Raw genomic sequence first — 17417 nt, 5'->3', positions numbered from 1 at the left:
CGGCGTTGTTGGCAGGATCAGTCGAAGCGGTACTCGACCTGCAGGTTGAACGAGCGGCCGCGCGGATCGGCCACGCGCGGTTCCCAGGCGGCGCCGGAGGCAAAATCGACCTGGTGCGCGGTGAACGGCGGATCGGTGTCGAGCAGGTTGCGCACCGCGAAGGTGAAGCGCGTGTTCTCCAGGCCCGTCCAGGTCAGGCTGTAGTTGTAGGTGATGTAGTCGTCGACGTCCGGGTTCCAGTTGGCCGGGGTGTAGAAACCGCCCTCGACGCTGACCGGCTCCTCGTCCTTGTAGCCGGAGCGGTAGACTTGGGTGAGCAGGTGCGCCCAGTCGCCCCGCGCCCAGCCGAAACCCAGCGTGTGCTTCCACTTCAGCGGCAGGTTGTAGAAGCGCACGTACTCGCCCACCTTGTTCTCGCCGTAGGGCTCGTTGGCCAGCGACTTCTCCTTGAAGGTGTCGATGTAGCTGCCGTTGAGGTTGACCTGCCAGCGGCCGCCGGCCAGTTCGCCGCTCAGGTTGGCGTCCAGCTCCACGCCGCGGGTCAGGGTGCCGCCGGAATTGATGTAGCGCTGGTCGATCGCGGTGACCTTGCCGCTGCTGTCGCGGATCCAGTTGTCCGGGAACAGCGCGTAGTTGGCGGTCAGCGTCGCCAGGTTGGGTACGCGGATGGTGTTGCTGCGCTCGATCTCCCACCAGTCCAGGCTCAGGTTGAAGTTGTCGGCGGGCGAGAACACGAAGCCGATGCTCTTCTGCTCGGACTCCTCCGGCTGCAGGTCGGTCTTGCCGCCGGTGACGATGACCGGCTGGATCAGGTCGCAGCCCGGTATCGACGAATTGACCGAACCGCCGGGGCAGCTGGCCGGGTCGACCAGGTCGCGGCCGAAGTAGTCCACGCGGTTGACGCCGGCGAACAGCTTGGTGAACTCGGGCACCTTGAAGCCGGTGCTGTAGGCGCCGCGGAACGCCAGCGATTGGATCGGCTGCCACTTGAACGAGTACTTCGGATTGGTGGTGCCGCCGAAGGTGTCGTAGCGGTCGTGGCGCACGGCCACCGTCACGTCCAGCGTGTCGATGATCGGCAGGTACATCTCCGCATAGACCGCCTTGACGTCGCGGTGCACCTTGGGCAGTTCGCTGGTCTCGTCGAACGGCGCCTGGTAGATGGTGTTGTAGTTCAGCGGCAGGCCGTCCAGCACCTGCACGCCGCCGAACTCGAACTCCTCGCGGCGCGCCTCCACGCCGGTCGCCAGCTGCGCCTCGCTGCCCCACAGGCTGAAGCCGAGCCCGCCGCTGAAGCTGGCATCCACCGTGGTGACGGTGGACTCGCCGCCGTACAGGTGCACGCCGCTGGCCGAAGCCGCCTGCAACGCGGCCATGCCCGCCGCGCTCTGCTGTTGGCCCGGCATCAGGAACGGATTGAGCAGGCCGCTGCCCAGCACGTCGCGCAGGCCGCTGGAGAAGTAGTAGCCGCCGCGCAGCACCGATTCGGCCTTGTTCGACGCGCGCGACACGCCCACGTCGTAGTCCCAGCTGCCGATGCTGCCTTCCAGCCCGGCCAGCAGGCGGTACGACTTGGTGGTGGTCTCGATCTGGCGCGGGCCGCAGGCCATGCAGCGCCAGCGGTACGGGATGGGGTTGCCGTAGGTCAGGTTGGCGGTGCCGAAGTAGGCGGCCAGCGCGTTGTAGACCTGGTCGTAGGTCTGCTTCGTGTTGCCGTTCAGCGGATACCAGGTGCCCGGGCCCATCACCGAGGTGAGCGATGCGCTGGAGGTGAGCTGCAGCGGTTCGTACTCACGCTCGGACTTCACCCGCGAGCCCATCGCCTCGGCGTAGAAGCGGTGGTTCTCGCCGATAAGGAACGTGGCCCGGCCGAGGAACTGCAGGCTGTCCTGCGGCTGCTGCAGCGCCTGCGCGGCCGGGTAGTCCCAGGCGCAGGCGTACTTGGAACTGCCGCTGTCCCACAGCCGGTAGTCGTACGGACCCATCGCCGGGCCGCCGTTCTCGCAGCCGGCGCCACCCGGCAGGTTGAGGATGTTGACGTAGTTCTGCTTGCTGCCGCCGTCCGGGTCGATGAGCGAGCCGTTGATGATGCCGCCGGTGGCGTTGGTCACCGTGGCGAACGGCGTGCCGCGCGTGTCCGGCGACACCCCACGGTCGGGCTGGAAGCTGTTGGCGAAATCGCGCTGATGGCTGCGCAGGAATTCGCTGCGCCGCCAGTTGACCGTGCCCCATACGTTCCAGCGGTCGGTATCGAGGTCGCCGACGCCGCCGAGCAGGCTGTAGTTGTAGATGTTGCCGCCGCCATGCTGGGTCGCGTCGAAGCCGGCATTGACGCTGATGCCCTGGTAGTCGGTGCGGGTGATGAAGTTGATCACGCCGCCGATGGCGTCGGTGCCGTACATGGCCGAGGCGCCGTCGCGCAGCACTTCCACGCGGTCGATCGCCGCGAACGGGATCGAGTTCAGGTCCACCGCCTGGCCGCGCAGGCCGTGGGTGGCGACGCGGCGGCCGTTGAGCAGCACCAGGGTGGCATCGCTGCCCTGCCCGCGCAGGTTGGCACCGGACACGCCGGCGGTGCCGCGCAGCTCGCCCAGGTCCATGTCCACCGACGCCGACACCATGCCGTCGGCGCCGTTGCCGGCGATGTTGAGGAAGGACAGCAGCTGCTCGGCCGAGGTGATGCCCTGCGCCTCGATCTCCGCCTTCTGCACGATGGTGACCGGCAGCGCGGCCTCCACGTCCGCGCGCTTGATGCGCGAGCCGGTGACGTTGACCTTGTCCAGCGTGGTGGCCGCCGGGGCGGCGTCCTGCGCCACGGCCGGCACGGCCATGGCCGCCAGTACCGCGGCACAGAGGAAATTCAATCGAAGGTCTGGCTGGCTACGCATGATCTCTCCAGGGGACAGGGGGACGGACAACCGGCAGATACGGCAGTGGAACGGGCGATGCGGTCAGCGCCGCCCGGGTGGAATCTCGTCGAGGAACAGGGCGCCGATCGCCAGCGCGGTTTCATACGGCGTCGGGTCGTTGCGGTTGCTCAGCAGCACCACGGTCAGGCGTCGCTCCGGCCAGCGCACCAGGCTGTTGCGGAACCCGATGCTCTCGCCGTTGTGCCATTGCCGGCCGTCGGCGACGCGCCAGCCGAAGCCGTACCAGGTCGCTTCCGGCTCGCTGGCGACCTGCACCTGCCTGCCGAGCGCCTGCGCGCGCGTGGCATCGTCGAACAGGCGGCCGTCGTACCAGGCCGCATCCCAGCGGGCCAGATCCTCGATGTTGGAATAGATGCCGCCATCGCCCAGCACCGCGCTGTAGATGTTCTGGTCGGTACGCTCCCAGCCCTGCCCCGCCTGGCTGTAGCCCCAGGCGCGGTGCGGCACGTCGGCGCCCCCGGCAACGTAGGCCAGCGTGTCGCGCATGCCCAGCGGAGCGAAGATGCGGGTGCGCAGGAAAGCCGGGAAATCCATACCCGAGGCGCGCTCGACCACCAGCGCCAGCAGCGCGTAGCCGCTGTTGCTGTAGCGGTAGAGGCTGCCGGGCGCGAAGTACAGCCGGTCCTCGCGTTCCAGCAGCGCCAGCACGCCGGCATCGCGGATCTGTCCCTGCCAGGACGCGCCCATCAGGTCCTCGTAATCGAGTACGCCGGAGGTATGCGCGAGCAGATGACGCAGGGTGATGGCGTCGGCCACCGGCGGCAGGGAGGGCAGCCAGCGCTTGACCGGGTCGTCGATGGACAGCGCGCCATCCTGGGCCAGCAGCAGGACGGCCGCGGCGGTGAACTGCTTGCTCACCGAAGCCAGCCGGTAATTGGTGTCCGCGCCGGCGGCGACGCCGTTCTCCAGATCGGCGCGCCCGTAGCCGCGCCGCACCAGCGCCCTGCCGTCCTTCAGCACCAGCAGCGAGGCGCCGGGGACATCGCCGTCGTAGCGCTGCATCAACCGGTCGATCGCGGCCTGGCGTGCGGCATCGTCGGCCATCGCCACGCCGGTCGACACCAGCAACCCGAGCAGCAGCAAGGCCCGCCACACCCCGGAACTCGACTGCAGGCAAAACCGTGTGCGCATGCGTCCCCCGGACGAAGAAGGCAGGAATGATGGAATGTCGCCGACGACGGGCCGACGGACCGGAACCCCGGCTCGTCCGCCTTCCGCACTCCCTGCGTCTGCGCCGGCCCCCCGGCCCGGCGTCCCCTCCGCACCGCCCGTCGCGACTTCACCTTGGCGCTTTCACCCCCGCAGCGTCAACGCCACCGGCGATACCTGCGGGCGCCCATCGCCCCTGCCCGCCGCGCATGGCGCACATGCACGCGGACGCTGCCCAGGAGGAACTGCGATCCGGCGGAAATACCCATCGAATCCATGGCTTGGCAATCGCGATGGCCGCATGCGCGACCCGGGTCGCCAGCGCCTGTCCGCACGCGCGGACAGACCCACCCATAACCCATGGCTTTGGTTCACCCAATCAATGCGAGGGATGGACCGTTGCATCCGCAACCAGACGCACCGCTGCCGGTCGCGCTAGTCGGCGATGCGGTCCATGCGGATGCGGTTGGCGAACAACGAGAACGCCAGGGTGCCAGCCAGGCGGTTGGCGCGCTGCAACCACGGCGGCAGCCAGCGCGGCGGCGCCAGCACGCCGCTCTCGAACAGCGGCGCCAGCGCCTGCGCGTCGTCCAGCGTCATCTTGCCGGCGAACAGCCAGTGGCAGTAACGCAGCTTCTCGTCGCGCAGCATCTGCCGGAAGAAGGTGTGCACCGAAACCAGCCCGCGCAGGTACACCGTGTCCTTGTTGAAGGCGCCGCCGCCGGATACCGGCACCCCGCGGAACACGCGCTGGGCCGAGGCGAAGCTCTCCTCCGCGGTCTGCCCGGCATCGCGGAAGTAGCCGAACACCTCGATGAAATCGGCGCCGTCGCCGGCCATCGCGATCGCCTCGATGCGCAGGCTGATGCGCTTCAGGCGTTGGATGTCGATGCTGCCGGTGATCTGCTCGGCGAACGTCGCCAGGCCTTCCTGGGTGGCGGTGATGCGCGGCGAGGACAGCGCCAGGCTCGGCAGCACCGCCTGCCGGCGGCCGTTGAGCGCGGTCAGCGAATGCACCAGCGCCTCGTGGTGGAACAGCTGCGCGCGGTCGTACAGGCTGAAACAGGCGCCGCTGCGCAGGCGGATCTGGGTGGCGCCGGCGGCGGCCTTGGCGATCAGCTCCGGGTCCAGGACCACGTTGATCACGCGCGATTCGAAAAAATCGTCCAGGTCGTTCTGCAGCTGCAGCTGCAGCGCGACGGCCGAGACCGGCACCTGTTCCTCTGGCGCCAGCAGTTCGTGGTCCAGCTCGTTGGCGATCTGGATGAAATGCCGCGCCGCCTCGCGCGCGGTCGGGCCATGGCCGGGCATCGGCTGCCCCGGCGTACCGAACAGCTGCGCCGACAGGACGTCCACCTCGCGCGTGCCCAGCGCTCCGAGCAGGCGCGCGGCCAGGTCCCAGCTCTCGACCGAATCGCGCAGGTAGCGGCCCAGCGGATGCGACGGGTCGGCGGCCGTGGCGATCGCCGCCAGTTCGCGCCGCGCCTGGCTGAAATCGTGCTTCGGGTACGCCACCTGCGGCAGCACCGGATTGCCGCGCGCCACGCTGTCGAGGAACGGCGCCTGCGTCGATGCCGGCCAGCTGGTCAGGGTCAGCAGGCGGATGCCGCGCACCGCCGCGACCAGCCGCGCATCGAGCGCGGCGTGGTGGGCGATGGCCGGATCGGAGGGAAGGTCTGTCATGCCCGCACGATATCGCACCCTGCAGGCGCAGACCCCAGGTATGCGGCGGGGCTTCCCTGCCTGCCCTCCGCAGTGGATGCACGGGCTGTCGCAGAGGGATCTGCGCAGGTCCCGTCGCGCACCGGAGTGCGCTCCTACCGCCGCTTCGGTTTCCCCGCCGGCCGCCACTGCGCGCCGCGACTGCCGCTCCGGCGCTCGGTGGCCTGCTCGGCCTGGCGCTGCGCCAGCTTGGCCGCGGCCGCGGCCACTTCCTCGCGCAGCTTGAGGTAGTTCAGCAGGCGGCTTTCGTCGATCTGCCCGCGCTCGATGGCCGCGCGCACCGCGCAGCCCGGCTCGTGCTGGTGCGAGCAGTCGCGGAAGCGGCACTGCTCGGTCAGCGCCTCGATGTCGGCGAAACCGCCTTCGGCGAGGGTTTCCTCGCCGGTGGGCTTGAGTTCGCGCATGCCCGGCGTGTCGATCAGGCAGGCGCCGCTGGGCAGCGGCAGCAGCGCGCGGTGCGTGGTGGTGTGGCGGCCGCGCGAATCGCTGCCGCGCACCGCGCCGGTCTTCATGCGGTCCTCGCCCAGCAGCGTGTTGGTCAGGGTGGACTTGCCGGCGCCGGAGGAACCGACCAGCACCACGGTGCGGCCCGGCCCCAGCCATGGCGCCAGCGCGGCGACGCTGGCCGGATCCTTGCCGTTGATCGCCAGCAGCGGGATGTCCTGCGCGGACAGGTCTTCCAGCACCGCCAGCGCATCGGCGCCGTACTCGGTCTGGTCGGCCTTGGTCAGCACCACCACCGGCGCCGCGCCGCCGCTGCCGGCCAGCATCAGGTAACGCTCGATCCGGCGCGGATTGAAGTCCGCGTCCAGCCCGCAGACGATGAACACCGTGTCGATGTTGGCCGCGATCACCTGCTGGTGGTAATGCTCGCCGGCCGCGCCGCGCTTGATCGAAGTGCGCCGCGGCAGCAGCGCGACGATGCGCGCCTCCTCCAGCAGCACCCAGTCGCCTACCGCCGCGCGCTCATGGCTCGGGAAGCGCGGCCGCTGCCATTCCGGCAGCGACTCGGCCTTGAGCGCGGCATCCGGCGCGTCGGCCACCACGTAGCCGGAACGGTGCTGCTCGACCACCCGCGCCGGGCGCGCCTGCGGGTGCGCGGCGAAGGCGGCCTGCCACGCGGGCGCTTCGGGCGAGCCGGGCCAGGGCCAGCCGATATGGCCCAGCGCGGTGAAATCGATGGTGTCGGTCATCGGCCAATTCTAAGCGGCAAGGCGCTCACGGCCGGCCCCGCGGATGGATTTCCGTTCCGCCCGGAACCATTGCCCCGCAGCGCAGCAATTCCGCTACCATGCGGTTTCCCGCCCATGACGGCCCCACGCATGTCAAGCCCTGCCAAACCGCTGCCCACCCGCGAACGCCTGTCCGAAGTCCGCTACGAGATCCGTGGCGAGCTGGCCCGGCGAGCCCGCGAGCTGGAGGCCCAGGGCCGCAGGCTGATCAAGCTCAACATCGGCAACCCCGGCAATTTCGGGTTCCGCGCGCCCGAGCACCTGCAGCGCGCGATCGCCGACGACATGGGCCGCACCGATCCCTACACCCACCAGCAGGGCCTGCCGGTGGCGCGCGAGGCCATCGCCGAGGCCTATGCGCGGCGCGGCGCGCCCGACGCGCATGCCGACCGCGTATTCCTCGGCAACGGCGTGTCCGAGCTGATCGACCTGTCGCTGCGCGCCCTGCTCAACCCCGGCGACGAAGTGCTGGTGCCCTCGCCCGACTACCCGCTGTGGTCGGCGGCCACCATCCTCAACGACGGCCGCCCGGTCTATTACCGCTGCCGCCCCGAGAACGGCTTCCAGCCCGACCCGGTGGAGATCGAGACGCTGGTGTCCTCGCGCACCCGCGCCATCGTGCTGATCAACCCGAACAATCCCAGCGGCGCCAGCTACCCGCGCGAGCTGCTGGAGAAGATCGTCGCCGTCGCCCGCCGCCACAACCTGCTGCTGCTGGTGGACGAGATCTACGACCAGATCCTCTACGACGGCGCCAGCTTCCAGCCGGTCGCGCCGCTGGCCGGCGAGCATCCCTGCCTGACCTTCAGCGGCCTGAGCAAGGTGCACCGCGCCTGCGGCTGGCGCGTGGGCTGGATGCTGCTGTCCGGCGCCGCCGAACGGCTGGGCGAATTCCGCGCCGCGCTGGACCTGCTCAGCGCGCTGCGCCTGTGCGCCAACGTGCCCGGCCAGTACGCCATCGAGGCGGCGGTCAACGGCCCGGACACCATCTCCGCGCTGTGCGCGCCCGGCGGCCGCCTGTACGAGACCCGCCGCGCGGTGATCGAGGCCTGCGCCGCCAGCGAGCACCTGCAGCTGGTCGCGCCGGCCGGCGCGCTGTACGCCTTCCCGGCGGTGGTCGGGCCGGCCGCGCAGGGCTTCGACGACCACGAATTCGCGCTGGAGCTGATGAACGAGGAAGGCGTGCTGGTCGTGCCCGGCTCCAGCTTCAACGTGCCCTACCGCCACCACTTCCGCGTGACCCTGCTGCCCGAGGCCGGGACCATGCGCGAGGTGTTCGGGCGCATCGACCGGGTGCTGGCGCGCCGCGCCGAACGGGTGACCAAGGTCGTACCGCTGAAGACGCGCAGCGCCGTGGCCTGAGGCGCGTCGATGAGCGCGACCGGAACCATCACCACCATCGCCCCGCGCTATCTGGCGCTGGGCGACTCCTACACCATCGGCGAAGGCGTGCCCGCCGAAGGCACCTGGCCGTTCCAGCTGGCCGCGGCGCTGCGCGCGCGCGGCATCGCGCTGGACGACCCGCAGGTCATCGCCACCACCGGCTGGACCACCGACGAACTGGCCACCGCCATCGACATGGCCGCGCCGCAGGGGCCGTACGCACTGACGACCCTGCTGATCGGCGTCAACAACCAGTACCGCGGGCGGCCGCTGGCCGAGTACCGCCAGCAGTTCGAACAGCTGTTGCAGCGCGCCATCGCGCTGGCCGCCGAGGATCCGCGGCGGGTGCTGGTGCTCTCGATTCCCGACTGGGGCGTGACGCCCTACGCAGCCGCGCACGAGCGCGATGCCGCCGTGGTCGCGCGCGAGATCGACGACTTCAACGCCGCCGCCCGCGCCTGCTGCGGCGACTACGGCGTCGCCTTCGTCGACATCACACCTGCCAGCCGCGCGCACGGCGCCGAACCGGCGATGCTGGTGGACGACGGCCTGCACCCTTCCGCCGCGATGTACCGGCTGTGGATGGAACAGGCGCTGCCGGTGGCGGCGGACCTGCTGACGGACCTGCACGCCGCGTGACCAGGGCGCCCGGCATCGCGGCCATGCCGGCCCACGATGCCCGGGCCATCGCCCGCGCGTTCGCCCCGCGCCACCCCTGGGGCAACCGCTGGGACTACTGCTACGTGCTGTCCAAGCTGCGCAGCGATCCGCTCTATCCGGGCGTGCTCGATGCGCTGCGCGGCAGCCGGGCGCCGCTGCTGGACATGGGCTGCGGGCTGGGCCTGCTGGCGCACGCGCTGCGCCACGATGGACAGATGCAGCCCTACCAAGGCGTGGACAACGATGCGGCCAAGATCCGTCGCGCCGCCGGCGTCGCCGGCCGTGCCGGCCTGGCCGCCAGCGCTTTCGAGGTGATGGACCTGGCCGCCGCATTGCCCGCGCATCGCGGCAGCGTGGCGATCCTCGACGTCCTCCAGTACCTGCCGGCCGCCGCGCAGTCGGCACTGCTGCGGCGCGCCGCGGCCATGCTCGACGGCGACGGCCGGCTGGTGCTGCGCATGACCCTGGCCGACGGCAGCCGCCGCGGCCGCATCTCGCGCATCGGCGACCGCGCCGCCAACTGGATCGGCTGGATGCAGTTCCGCCCGCGCCACTATCCCGATGCCGATGCGTTGCAGGCGCAACTGCGGCAGGAGGGCCTGCAGGTCGACCTCTCCCCGCTGTACGGCAACACCCCGTTCAACAACTGGCTGCTGGTCGCCCGCCGCGCCTGAACCACGGCCGCGCCGTTTGCGCGGATAATCGCGCCATTCCCTGCCACCCGCCCGGGTCGGCGCCATGACGAGAACCCCGTGAGAAAAACCTACCGCCTCGACATCGAAGGCAAGCACCCCGACCGCCTGCTGGAAGCCAGCAAGCACGACATCCGCAAGTACATCAAGCGCGAGCGCGGCAAGGCCCTGCCGGCCGGCGCCGATTTCTGGGATTTCGACAGCAAGGCCGGCGTTGATGAAGCCAGCGCACAGGCCGTGCCGTTCCCCGAACTGATCCGCGCGGTGGACGCGCTGGTCGCCGCCGGCAACCGGCAGTTCTACGTGGAAGTGCTGCGCAAGCCCGGCAAGCGCACGCCGCGCCCGGCGGCGGAACCGACCATCGCGGCGGAAAGCGATTTCGAGGATTGATCCCCTGCGCCGGGCGACGCCCGGCGAGGCCTGCCCGGTAAAGCCCCAGCGGGGCGGTGCCCCGCTCTACAGGGCGGCGGGGCTCTGTAGCGCCGGGCGACGCCTGCCCGGTAATGCCCCAGCGGGGCGGTACCCCGCTCTACAAGGTGGCGATGGTCTGTAGCGCCGGGCGACGCCCGGCGAGGCCTGTCCGGCAATGCCACAGCGGGGCGGTGCCCCGCTCTACAGGGCGGCTGGGCTCTGTAGCGCCGGGCGACGCCCGGCGGGGCCTGCCCGGCAATGCCCCAGCGGGGCGGTGCCCCGCTCTACAGGGCGGCGGGGCTCTGTAGCGCCGGGCGACGCCCGGCGAGGCTTGCCCGGTAATGCCCCAGCGGGGCGGTGCCCTGCTCTACAAGGCGGCTGGGCTCTGTAGCGCCGGGTGACGCCCGGCGGGGCCTGTCCGGCAATGCCACAGCAGGGCGGTACGCTGCCCGGCGACGGGATTTTCAGGACGACTTTGCTCCTGCGGCGGCACGCAGCCGGTCCTTTTTGCTGGGCCGGCGCCCCTTGATGCCGCCGTTGCCATCGGCCACCGGCGATGCGGCCGGCGCCTCCTCCTGCGGCTCGAAACCCGGCACCACCTCCGGTTCCAGCCGCAGGCCATGGCGCCTGCAGATCAACCGCCAGTGCGCCAGCGCGGCGGCTTCGACGAAGCTCACCGCCAACCCGGCGGCACCGGCACGGCCGGTACGGCCGATGCGGTGCAGGTAGTCGGCCGGCGAACGCGGCAGTTCATGGTTCACCACCACCGGCAGGCCGGCAATATCGATGCCGCGCGCGGCCACGTCGGTCGCCACCAGCACCTGCAGCTCGCCGTCCTTGAACGCCTGCAGCGTGCGTACGCGCCGGCCCTGCGACAGGTCGCCATGCAGCGCCTGCACGGCGATGCCGCTACTGCGCAGTGCACCGGCCAGGCGGTCGCCCTCGCGGATGCTGCCGACGAACACCAGCACCTGCCGCCATTGCGGATCGTCCAGCAGCGACAGCAGCAGTTCGACACGGCGGCCGGCATCGACGCGCAGTGCGCGCTGCTCGATCTCCGGCCGTGCCTGCGCATCGACCTGCAGCCGCTGCGGCGCGCGCAGGCCGGCAGCGGCCAGCGCTTCGATCTGCTCCGGGAACGTGGCCGAGAACAGCGCCGTCTGCCGCTGCGCGGGCAGCTCGGCGAGGATCTGCCGCAGTTCCTCGCCGAAGCCCAGCTCCAGCAGCCGGTCGGCCTCGTCCAGCACCAGCAGCTGCACCTGCCGCAGCGACAGCGCGTTGTGCGCCAGCAGGTCGAGCAGGCGGCCGGGCGTGGCCACCACCACGTCGGCGCCGCCGCGCAGCGCCATCATCTGCGGATTGATCGACACGCCGCCCACCGCGCACACCACCCGCGGTTGCCGCGGCAGTTCCCGGCCCAGCGTGGCGAACACGTCGGCCACCTGCAGCGCCAGTTCGCGCGTGGGCACCAGCACCAGGTGCCGCAGCACGCGCGGCCTGCGCGGTGGCGCCATGAAAAAATGCTGCAATGCCGGCAGCACGTAGGCCGCGGTCTTGCCCGAGCCGGTCGGCGCCAGTGCCACCACGTCCTGCCCCTTCAGCAATACCGGCACCGCCTGCTGCTGGATCGGCGTGGGCGCACCGTAGCCGGCCTGCTGCAGCGCGCGCTGCAGCGCGGGCAACACGTAGGGAGACAGGCCGAGTCGGGAAAAAGGCATGTGCGGTTCCAGGGCCGCCGGCGGGGCGGCGAGTCTAAGCGGTTTCCGGCGGCAGGCGGGCGGGCAGTCCACGTGCCTGCAACTGGCGCAGCACCGATTCGATGATGGCCGGATTGTGGCCGTGCGCGGCGCCCTCGTGCAGCAGCACGATCGCGCCCGGCGCCAGATCGCGCGCGATGCGCGCGACCACCGCATCGGGCTGGCAGTCCACGCCATCGAAACCGCGCGCGCTCCAGCCCACCCGCGCCAGGCCATGCCGGCGCAGCGCGGCGGCGACGAACGGGTTGGTCATGCCGACCACCGAGCGGTACCAGCGTGGCGGCGTTCCGGCGATGGCCGACAGCGCCTGCTGGCAATGGCCGATCTCATCGGCCATCCGCCGCGGCCCGAGGCGCCAGAACCACGCCTGCGGATGCGACTGGCTGTGATTGCCGAGCCCATGCCCGCGCCGCAGCACCTCGCGCACCAGGTCCGGCCGCGCCGCCGCGCGCCCGCCGACCATGAAGAAGGTGGCGCGGGCGTCGTAGCGGTCGAGCAGGTCGAGGATCGCCAGGGTGTCGTCGGACGGACCATCGTCGATGGTCAGCCAGACCGCCGGCCCGGGCAGGCGCGACAGCACCGGCGCGTAGAAGCGGCTGTTGGGCAGGAATACCGGCACCACGAACAGCGCGTGGCTGGCCAGCAGCAGCGGCAGCCCGGCCTTCCAGCCCAGCCACCACCAGGCCAGCGCCACCAGCGCCTGCGACAGCAGCAGCCAGCTGATCCAGCGCCAGGGGTGGATCGGCGTGCGATGCAGGGTTCCCGTGGCGGTCATGTCCCATGATGCCATGCGGCGTAGAATTGGCCTTGTCTTCGACCAACCTCACGAGTTCACGATGTCCCTGGATCCCGCCCTGCGCGAACGCATCGAATCCATCCTCGGCGCCAACCGCGTCGTCCTGTTCATGAAGGGCCAGCCGGCCATGCCGCAGTGCGGCTTCTCGGCCAAGGCGGTCGGCGCGCTGCAGGACCTGGGCGTGGATTTCGCCCACGTCAACGTGCTGGCCGACGGGGAAATCCGCGAGGGCATCAAGGCCTATGGCGACTGGCCGACCATCCCGCAGCTGTACGTGGACGGCGAACTGGTCGGCGGCAGCGACATCGTGCTGCAGATGGCCAGCAGCGGCGAACTGAGCGCCCTGCTCGGCGTGGCGCCGCCGGACCGCACCCCGCCGTCCATCACCGTCACCCCGGCCGCGGTGGAAATGCTCAAGGGCGCACTGGCCGACGCCCCTGGCGCCGCGCTGCAGCTGAGCATCGACGCGCGCTTCCAGCCGAACTTCCAGCTGGCCCCGCTCGACGCCAACGCCATCGCCGCCGAATCCAACGGCCTGCGCGTGCAGTTCGACCCGGCCAGCGCGCGCCGCGCCAACGGCATCACCATCGACTGGGTGGACGACATCCGCGGCCAGGGCCTGGCCATCGACAATCCCAATGCGCCCAAGCCGGTGCAGGAACTGGACGTGCGCGGCGCCGACGACCAGCTGCGCGCCGGCACGCTGACCCTGGTGGACGTGCGCCCGGCCGACGAGCGCGCCATCGCCGCCATCAACGCGCCGTTCGAGACCTTCGACGGCGACAACCGCGCCCGCCTCGAAGCGCTGCCGAAGGACACCGCGCTGGCCTTCCTGTGCCACCGCGGCGGGCGCAGCGCGCAGGCTGCCGAGCAGTTCCGCGCGCTGGGCTTCACCCGCGTCCACAACGTCACCGGCGGCATCGACGCCTGGGCGCAGGACGTGGACAACAGCGTGCCGCGCTACTGATCGGACGGGCGCCACCGCAACAAATAGAACGCCGGCGAAAGCCGGCGTTCTGCATGTACGACCCCGTAGGAGCGACTTCAGTCGCGAAGGGGCTTCACCGGGAATGCCCCTTCGCGACTGAAGTCGCTCCTACGAAAGGCGACATGGGGACAACGCACGTCCCTCCCTCAACCGGCGAAACCGCCCTCGGCCAGGAAGTGCAGCTCATCCACCGTGGGAATCCGCCCCAGCACGGCGTTGCGGTGCGGGAAACGGCCGAAACGGCGGATGATGTCGCGGTGCAGCTCGGCGAAACGCAGGTATTCCAGGTCGCCGAGCACTTCGAACATCGCCACCGAGCGCTCCTGGTCCTGCGGGTCTTCCGAATGCTCGAACGGCAGGTAGATGAAGGCGCGCAGCTGCGGCGTCAGCTCGCGGTCCAGTCCTTCCTCGATGGTGCGCATGGCGTAGTGCCGCGCCAGCCCGTCGGTGGCGAAGGAATGCGCGGTGCCGCGGAAGCAGTTGCGCGGGAACTGGTCGAGCAGGATCTGCAGCGCCAGCGCGCCGTCGGCGCTGTGCAGCCATTCCTCGCAGCCGCGGCGCGCGGCCAGGTAATGCAGGTCCAGGAAACGCCGGCGGAACTCGTCGTCGAAGGCATCGTCGCGCGCGAACCATCGCCGCGGCCCAGCCGAACGCCAGAAGTCCACCACCGCCTGCACTGCTTCCATCACTCCGTTTCCTGATCGTTGGCCGCACGGAAGGCGACGCCAGCACGGAGGCCCCGCGCGCCGGTGCAGCTTAAGCGGCCGGGGCGCGTCTGGATACCATCGCCGCGGCGGCCGGCGGACGCCGCCGCCGGAAAAGCCGATCGCGCCTGCCTTGATGCCAATTCATGCACTTGGCAAAACCCGGGGCCACGGCTAGCGTGCGGGCACCATCCACGCCGCATATGGAGATCCCATGCGACATCGATTGCTGGCCGGGCTCGGCCTGGCCCTGGCCTGCGCGCATCCTTCGCCCGCACCGGCCGCCTCGCGCTTCATGCAGGACCCCTATCCCAGCACCTATCGGCCGGTCGCCTCGGCACCGGTGCTGATCAGCCACGCCACCGTGCTCGACGGTACCGGGCGCCGCCTGGAGGATGCCGACGTACTGCTGGCCGACGGCCGCGTGGTCGCGGTCGGCAACGCGCTGCAGGCGCCGGCCGGTGCGGTGCGCGTGGATGGTCGCGGCAAGTGGGTCACGCCCGGCATCATCGACGTGCATTCGCACCTGGGCGTATACCCCAGCCCCGGCGTGCAGGCGCATGGCGACGGCAACGAGATGACCGCGCCGGTGACCGCCAACGTCTGGGCCGAACATTCGGTGTGGCCGCAGGATCCCGGGTTCGCCGCGGCGCTGGCCGGCGGCGTGACCGCGATGCAGGTGCTGCCCGGCTCGGCCAACCTGGTCGGCGGTCGTGGCGTGACGCTGAAGAACCTGCCCGCCACCACCTACCAGGCGATGAAATTCCCCGACGCGCCCTGGGGCCTGAAGATGGCCTGCGGCGAGAATCCCAAGCGCGTCTACGGCGGCAAGGGCACCGCGCCGTCCACGCGCATGGGCAACGTCGCCGGCTATCGCGCGGCCTTCATCGACGCCAGCGAGTACATCGCCAAGAACACCGCTGCGCCGGTCAAGCGCAAACGCCGTTTCGGCGGCGGCGACAACGGCGACAGTGCCGGCGACAGCGGCGGCAAGCGCGACCTCAAGCTGGACACGCTGGCCGGCGCCATCCAGGGCGACATCCGCGTGCACATCCACTGCTACCGCGCCGACGAGATGGCGACCATGCTCGACCTGGCCAAGGAGTTCGGCTTCAAGGTCGCCGCCTTCCACCACGGCGTGGAAGCGTACAAGCTGGCCGACCGGCTGGCTGCCGAAGGCGTCTGCGGCGCGCTGTGGGCCGATTGGTGGGGCTTCAAGATGGAAGCCTTCGACGGCATCCAGGAGAACATCGCGCTGGTCGACCGACCGGCCAACAGCTGCGCCATCGTCCACTCCGATTCGCCCGAAGGCATCCAGCGCCTCAACCAGGAGGCGGCCAAGGTCATCGCCAACGCGCGCCGCGCCGGCATGGACGAGATCACGCCGGAACACGCGATCCGCTGGCTCACCGCCAACGCCGCGCGCGCGCTCGGCATCGAGGAACGCACCGGCACGCTGGAGCCGGGCAAGATGGCCGACGTGGTGGTGTGGAACGGCAATCCCTTCAGCTCCTATGCACTGGCCGAGAAGGTCTATGTCGATGGCTTCCAGGCCTACGACCGCGGTGACCGCAGGCAACAGCCGATGAGCGACTTCATGCTCGGCCAGGAGGCACAGCCATGAGCGCATCCCTCGTTTTCCTGCGCCGCGTGGCGCTGCTGGGCGCCATCGCGGCCCTGCCCGTCGTCGCCAGCGCCCAGGACGTGCTGGTCCGCAACGCCACCGTGCATACCGCCACCGCGCGCGGCACGCTCAATGCCAGCGACGTGCTGGTCCAGGGCGGCGTGATCCGCGCCATCGGCCCGGCGCTGGCCGCGCCGGCCGGCGTGGAGGTGATCGATGCCGGTGGACGCCCGCTGACCCCGGCGCTGTTCGGCGGCATCACCGACATCGGCGTGGAGGAAGTCTCCGGCGAAGCCTCGACCGTGGACAGCGCGGTGAAGCTGGAAGAACAGCCGCAGCGTCCCGAGTTCGACGTCACCCTCGCCTACAACCCCGATTCGGTGCTGATACCGGTCGCGCGCGTGGAAGGCATCGGCTTCACCGCGCTGGGCGCCAACAGCGGCGGCGGCTTCATCGCCGGCCAGGGCGGGGTCATGCGCCTGGACGGCAGCGCCGATCCGCTCGGTCCGCGCATGCTGTTCGTGCGCATGGGCGCGGCCGGCTCGGAACTGTCCGGCAGTTCGCGCGCCGCGCAGTGGATGCTGCTCGACCAGATGGTGGCCGAGGCCCGTGGCCGCATCGCCGCCGATTCGCCGCACGCGCTACTGACCCCGGCCGGGCGCGCCACCCTGGCCCGCTACCTCGCAGGCAACGGCCGCATCGTGGTGCGGGTGGATCGTGCCGCCGACATCCGCCAGCTGCTGCGCTGGGCCAAACGCGAACAGGTGCGCATCGCCATCGCCGGCGGTACCGAGGCCTGGCGCCTGGCCCCGCAGCTGGCCGAAGCCGCGGTGCCGGTGTTCGTCGATGCGCTGTCCAACCTGCCGGCCAGCTTCGACCAGATCGGCGCCACGCTGGAGAACGCGGCGCGGCTGCACGCGGCCGGCGTGCCGGTGGCCTTCAGCCAGGATGGCGACGCCTCGCACAACGCACGCAAGATCCGCCAGCTGGCCGGCAACGCGGTCGCCAACGGCCTGCCCTGGGAAGCGGCGCTGGCCGGCCTGACCCGGGTGCCGGCGCAGGCGCTGGGCGTGGCCGACCGCATCGGCAGCATCGCGGTGGGCCAGCAGGCCGACCTGGTGCTGTGGGAAGGCGACCCGCTGGACGTGGGCCACTACGCCGAGCGGATGTGGCTGGGCGGACGCGCGATGCCCATGCGCTCGCGCCAGACCGAACTGCGCGACCGCTACCTGCACGGCACGTCGACGCTGCCGGCGTACCGCCGCTGATGTCGCCACCCCGCCCCCCGGCGCCTGGTCGCCGGGGGGCGGGAGGGGCCGCGCGCCACCTGCCGCGGCGGCGGTTTTGGGTTAGTGTGACCGCAGGCACG

14 protein-coding genes are annotated in these 17417 nt (G+C 70.9%); 7 read left to right on the top strand and 7 right to left on the bottom strand.

Annotated elements, in window-relative coordinates:
* Positions 1–17: 17 nt before the first annotated feature.
* The 4 genes from ABB22_RS05250 to rsgA all read right to left on the bottom strand — a co-directional run bounded on the left by ABB22_RS05250 (position 18) and on the right by rsgA (position 6994).
* Positions 18–2888, bottom strand: a complete 2871-nt coding sequence (locus tag ABB22_RS05250) for a TonB-dependent receptor domain-containing protein (protein WP_055772146.1) — start codon at positions 2886–2888, stop codon at positions 18–20.
* A 63-nt stretch (positions 2889–2951) separates the two neighbouring features.
* Positions 2952–3974 carry a serine hydrolase domain-containing protein gene (locus tag ABB22_RS05245; RefSeq protein WP_152984050.1) on the bottom strand — a complete coding sequence of 341 codons (1023 nt, stop codon included), beginning with the start codon at positions 3972–3974 and terminating at the stop codon, positions 2952–2954.
* Positions 3975–4514: 540 nt separating this feature from the next.
* Complete coding sequence (locus tag ABB22_RS05240; protein WP_055772149.1) at positions 4515–5762, bottom strand: flavohemoglobin expression-modulating QEGLA motif protein; 1248 nt, start codon at positions 5760–5762, stop codon at positions 4515–4517.
* Between the two features lie 134 nt (positions 5763–5896).
* Positions 5897–6994, bottom strand: a complete 1098-nt coding sequence (rsgA, locus tag ABB22_RS05235) for a ribosome small subunit-dependent GTPase A (RefSeq protein ID WP_055772151.1) — start codon at positions 6992–6994, stop codon at positions 5897–5899.
* A gap of 129 nt (positions 6995–7123) precedes the next feature.
* Between rsgA and ABB22_RS05230 the strand changes: the two genes are divergently transcribed.
* The 4 genes from ABB22_RS05230 to ABB22_RS05215 all read left to right on the top strand — a co-directional run bounded on the left by ABB22_RS05230 (position 7124) and on the right by ABB22_RS05215 (position 10158).
* Entirely contained in the window at positions 7124–8395 is a 1272-nt protein-coding gene (locus ABB22_RS05230; protein ID WP_055772153.1) for a pyridoxal phosphate-dependent aminotransferase, read from the top strand.
* 36 nt (positions 8396–8431) lie between these two features.
* Positions 8432–9055, top strand: a complete 624-nt coding sequence (locus ABB22_RS05225) for an SGNH/GDSL hydrolase family protein (protein WP_200911410.1) — start codon at positions 8432–8434, stop codon at positions 9053–9055.
* A 23-nt stretch (positions 9056–9078) separates the two neighbouring features.
* Positions 9079–9750 (top strand): class I SAM-dependent methyltransferase, encoded by a 672-nt coding sequence (locus tag ABB22_RS05220; protein WP_055772159.1) that lies wholly within the window; start codon positions 9079–9081, stop codon positions 9748–9750.
* Between the two features lie 78 nt (positions 9751–9828).
* Entirely contained in the window at positions 9829–10158 is a 330-nt protein-coding gene (locus tag ABB22_RS05215; RefSeq protein ID WP_055772161.1) for a DUF6172 family protein, read from the top strand.
* 485 nt (positions 10159–10643) lie between these two features.
* On the opposite strand, the gene ABB22_RS05210 is transcribed toward ABB22_RS05215, so the two are convergent.
* On the bottom strand, positions 10644–11897 hold the full coding sequence (locus ABB22_RS05210; protein ID WP_055772164.1) for a DEAD/DEAH box helicase: 1254 nt from the start codon (positions 11895–11897) through the stop codon (positions 10644–10646).
* A gap of 34 nt (positions 11898–11931) precedes the next feature.
* Positions 11932–12726 (bottom strand): polysaccharide deacetylase family protein, encoded by a 795-nt coding sequence (locus ABB22_RS05205; RefSeq protein WP_200911405.1) that lies wholly within the window; start codon positions 12724–12726, stop codon positions 11932–11934.
* A 46-nt stretch (positions 12727–12772) separates the two neighbouring features.
* Here ABB22_RS05205 and grxD point away from each other — a divergent pair, with 46 nt between their 5' ends.
* Entirely contained in the window at positions 12773–13699 is a 927-nt protein-coding gene (gene grxD / locus ABB22_RS05200) for a Grx4 family monothiol glutaredoxin (protein ID WP_057505090.1), read from the top strand.
* Between the two features lie 167 nt (positions 13700–13866).
* Here the strand turns inward: grxD and ABB22_RS05195 are convergent, their stop codons facing one another.
* Complete coding sequence (locus tag ABB22_RS05195; protein ID WP_055772174.1) at positions 13867–14406, bottom strand: DUF924 family protein; 540 nt, start codon at positions 14404–14406, stop codon at positions 13867–13869.
* Positions 14407–14638: 232 nt separating this feature from the next.
* On the opposite strand from ABB22_RS05195, the gene ABB22_RS05190 reads away from it, so the two are divergent.
* Both ABB22_RS05190 and ABB22_RS05185 read left to right on the top strand, forming a co-directional pair.
* Positions 14639–16048, top strand: coding sequence for an amidohydrolase (locus tag ABB22_RS05190; RefSeq protein ID WP_055772176.1), 1410 nt, complete (start codon positions 14639–14641; stop codon positions 16046–16048).
* Entirely contained in the window at positions 16045–17316 is a 1272-nt protein-coding gene (locus ABB22_RS05185) for an amidohydrolase family protein (protein ID WP_055772181.1), read from the top strand. Before ABB22_RS05190 ends, ABB22_RS05185 begins: the two co-directional genes overlap by 4 nt.
* The last annotated feature ends 101 nt before the right edge of the window (positions 17317–17417 follow it).

The organism is Stenotrophomonas nitritireducens, assembly GCF_001431425.1.
Lineage (GTDB): Bacteria > Pseudomonadota > Gammaproteobacteria > Xanthomonadales > Xanthomonadaceae > Stenotrophomonas > Stenotrophomonas nitritireducens.
This window is presented reverse-complemented; position numbering and strand designations above follow the sequence as displayed.

Excerpts from the sequence above, each read along its gene's own strand:
- ABB22_RS05230 (WP_055772153.1), top strand. The coding sequence starts at position 7,124 with ATGTCAAGCCCTGCCAAACCGCTGCCCACCCGCGAACGCCTGTCCGAA.
- ABB22_RS05205 (WP_200911405.1), bottom strand. The coding sequence starts at position 12,726 with ATGGCATCATGGGACATGACCGCCACGGGAACCCTGCATCGCACGCCG.
- ABB22_RS05190 (WP_055772176.1), top strand. The coding sequence starts at position 14,639 with ATGCGACATCGATTGCTGGCCGGGCTCGGCCTGGCCCTGGCCTGCGCG.
- ABB22_RS05250 (WP_055772146.1), bottom strand. The coding sequence starts at position 2,888 with ATGCGTAGCCAGCCAGACCTTCGATTGAATTTCCTCTGTGCCGCGGTA.
- ABB22_RS05185 (WP_055772181.1), top strand. The coding sequence starts at position 16,045 with ATGAGCGCATCCCTCGTTTTCCTGCGCCGCGTGGCGCTGCTGGGCGCC.
- ABB22_RS05220 (WP_055772159.1), top strand. The coding sequence starts at position 9,079 with ATGCCGGCCCACGATGCCCGGGCCATCGCCCGCGCGTTCGCCCCGCGC.
- ABB22_RS05210 (WP_055772164.1), bottom strand. The coding sequence starts at position 11,897 with ATGCCTTTTTCCCGACTCGGCCTGTCTCCCTACGTGTTGCCCGCGCTG.
- ABB22_RS05245 (WP_152984050.1), bottom strand. The coding sequence starts at position 3,974 with ATGGCCGACGATGCCGCACGCCAGGCCGCGATCGACCGGTTGATGCAG.
- ABB22_RS05240 (WP_055772149.1), bottom strand. The coding sequence starts at position 5,762 with ATGACAGACCTTCCCTCCGATCCGGCCATCGCCCACCACGCCGCGCTC.
- ABB22_RS05195 (WP_055772174.1), bottom strand. The coding sequence starts at position 14,406 with ATGGAAGCAGTGCAGGCGGTGGTGGACTTCTGGCGTTCGGCTGGGCCG.
- rsgA (WP_055772151.1), bottom strand. The coding sequence starts at position 6,994 with ATGACCGACACCATCGATTTCACCGCGCTGGGCCATATCGGCTGGCCC.
- grxD (WP_057505090.1), top strand. The coding sequence starts at position 12,773 with ATGTCCCTGGATCCCGCCCTGCGCGAACGCATCGAATCCATCCTCGGC.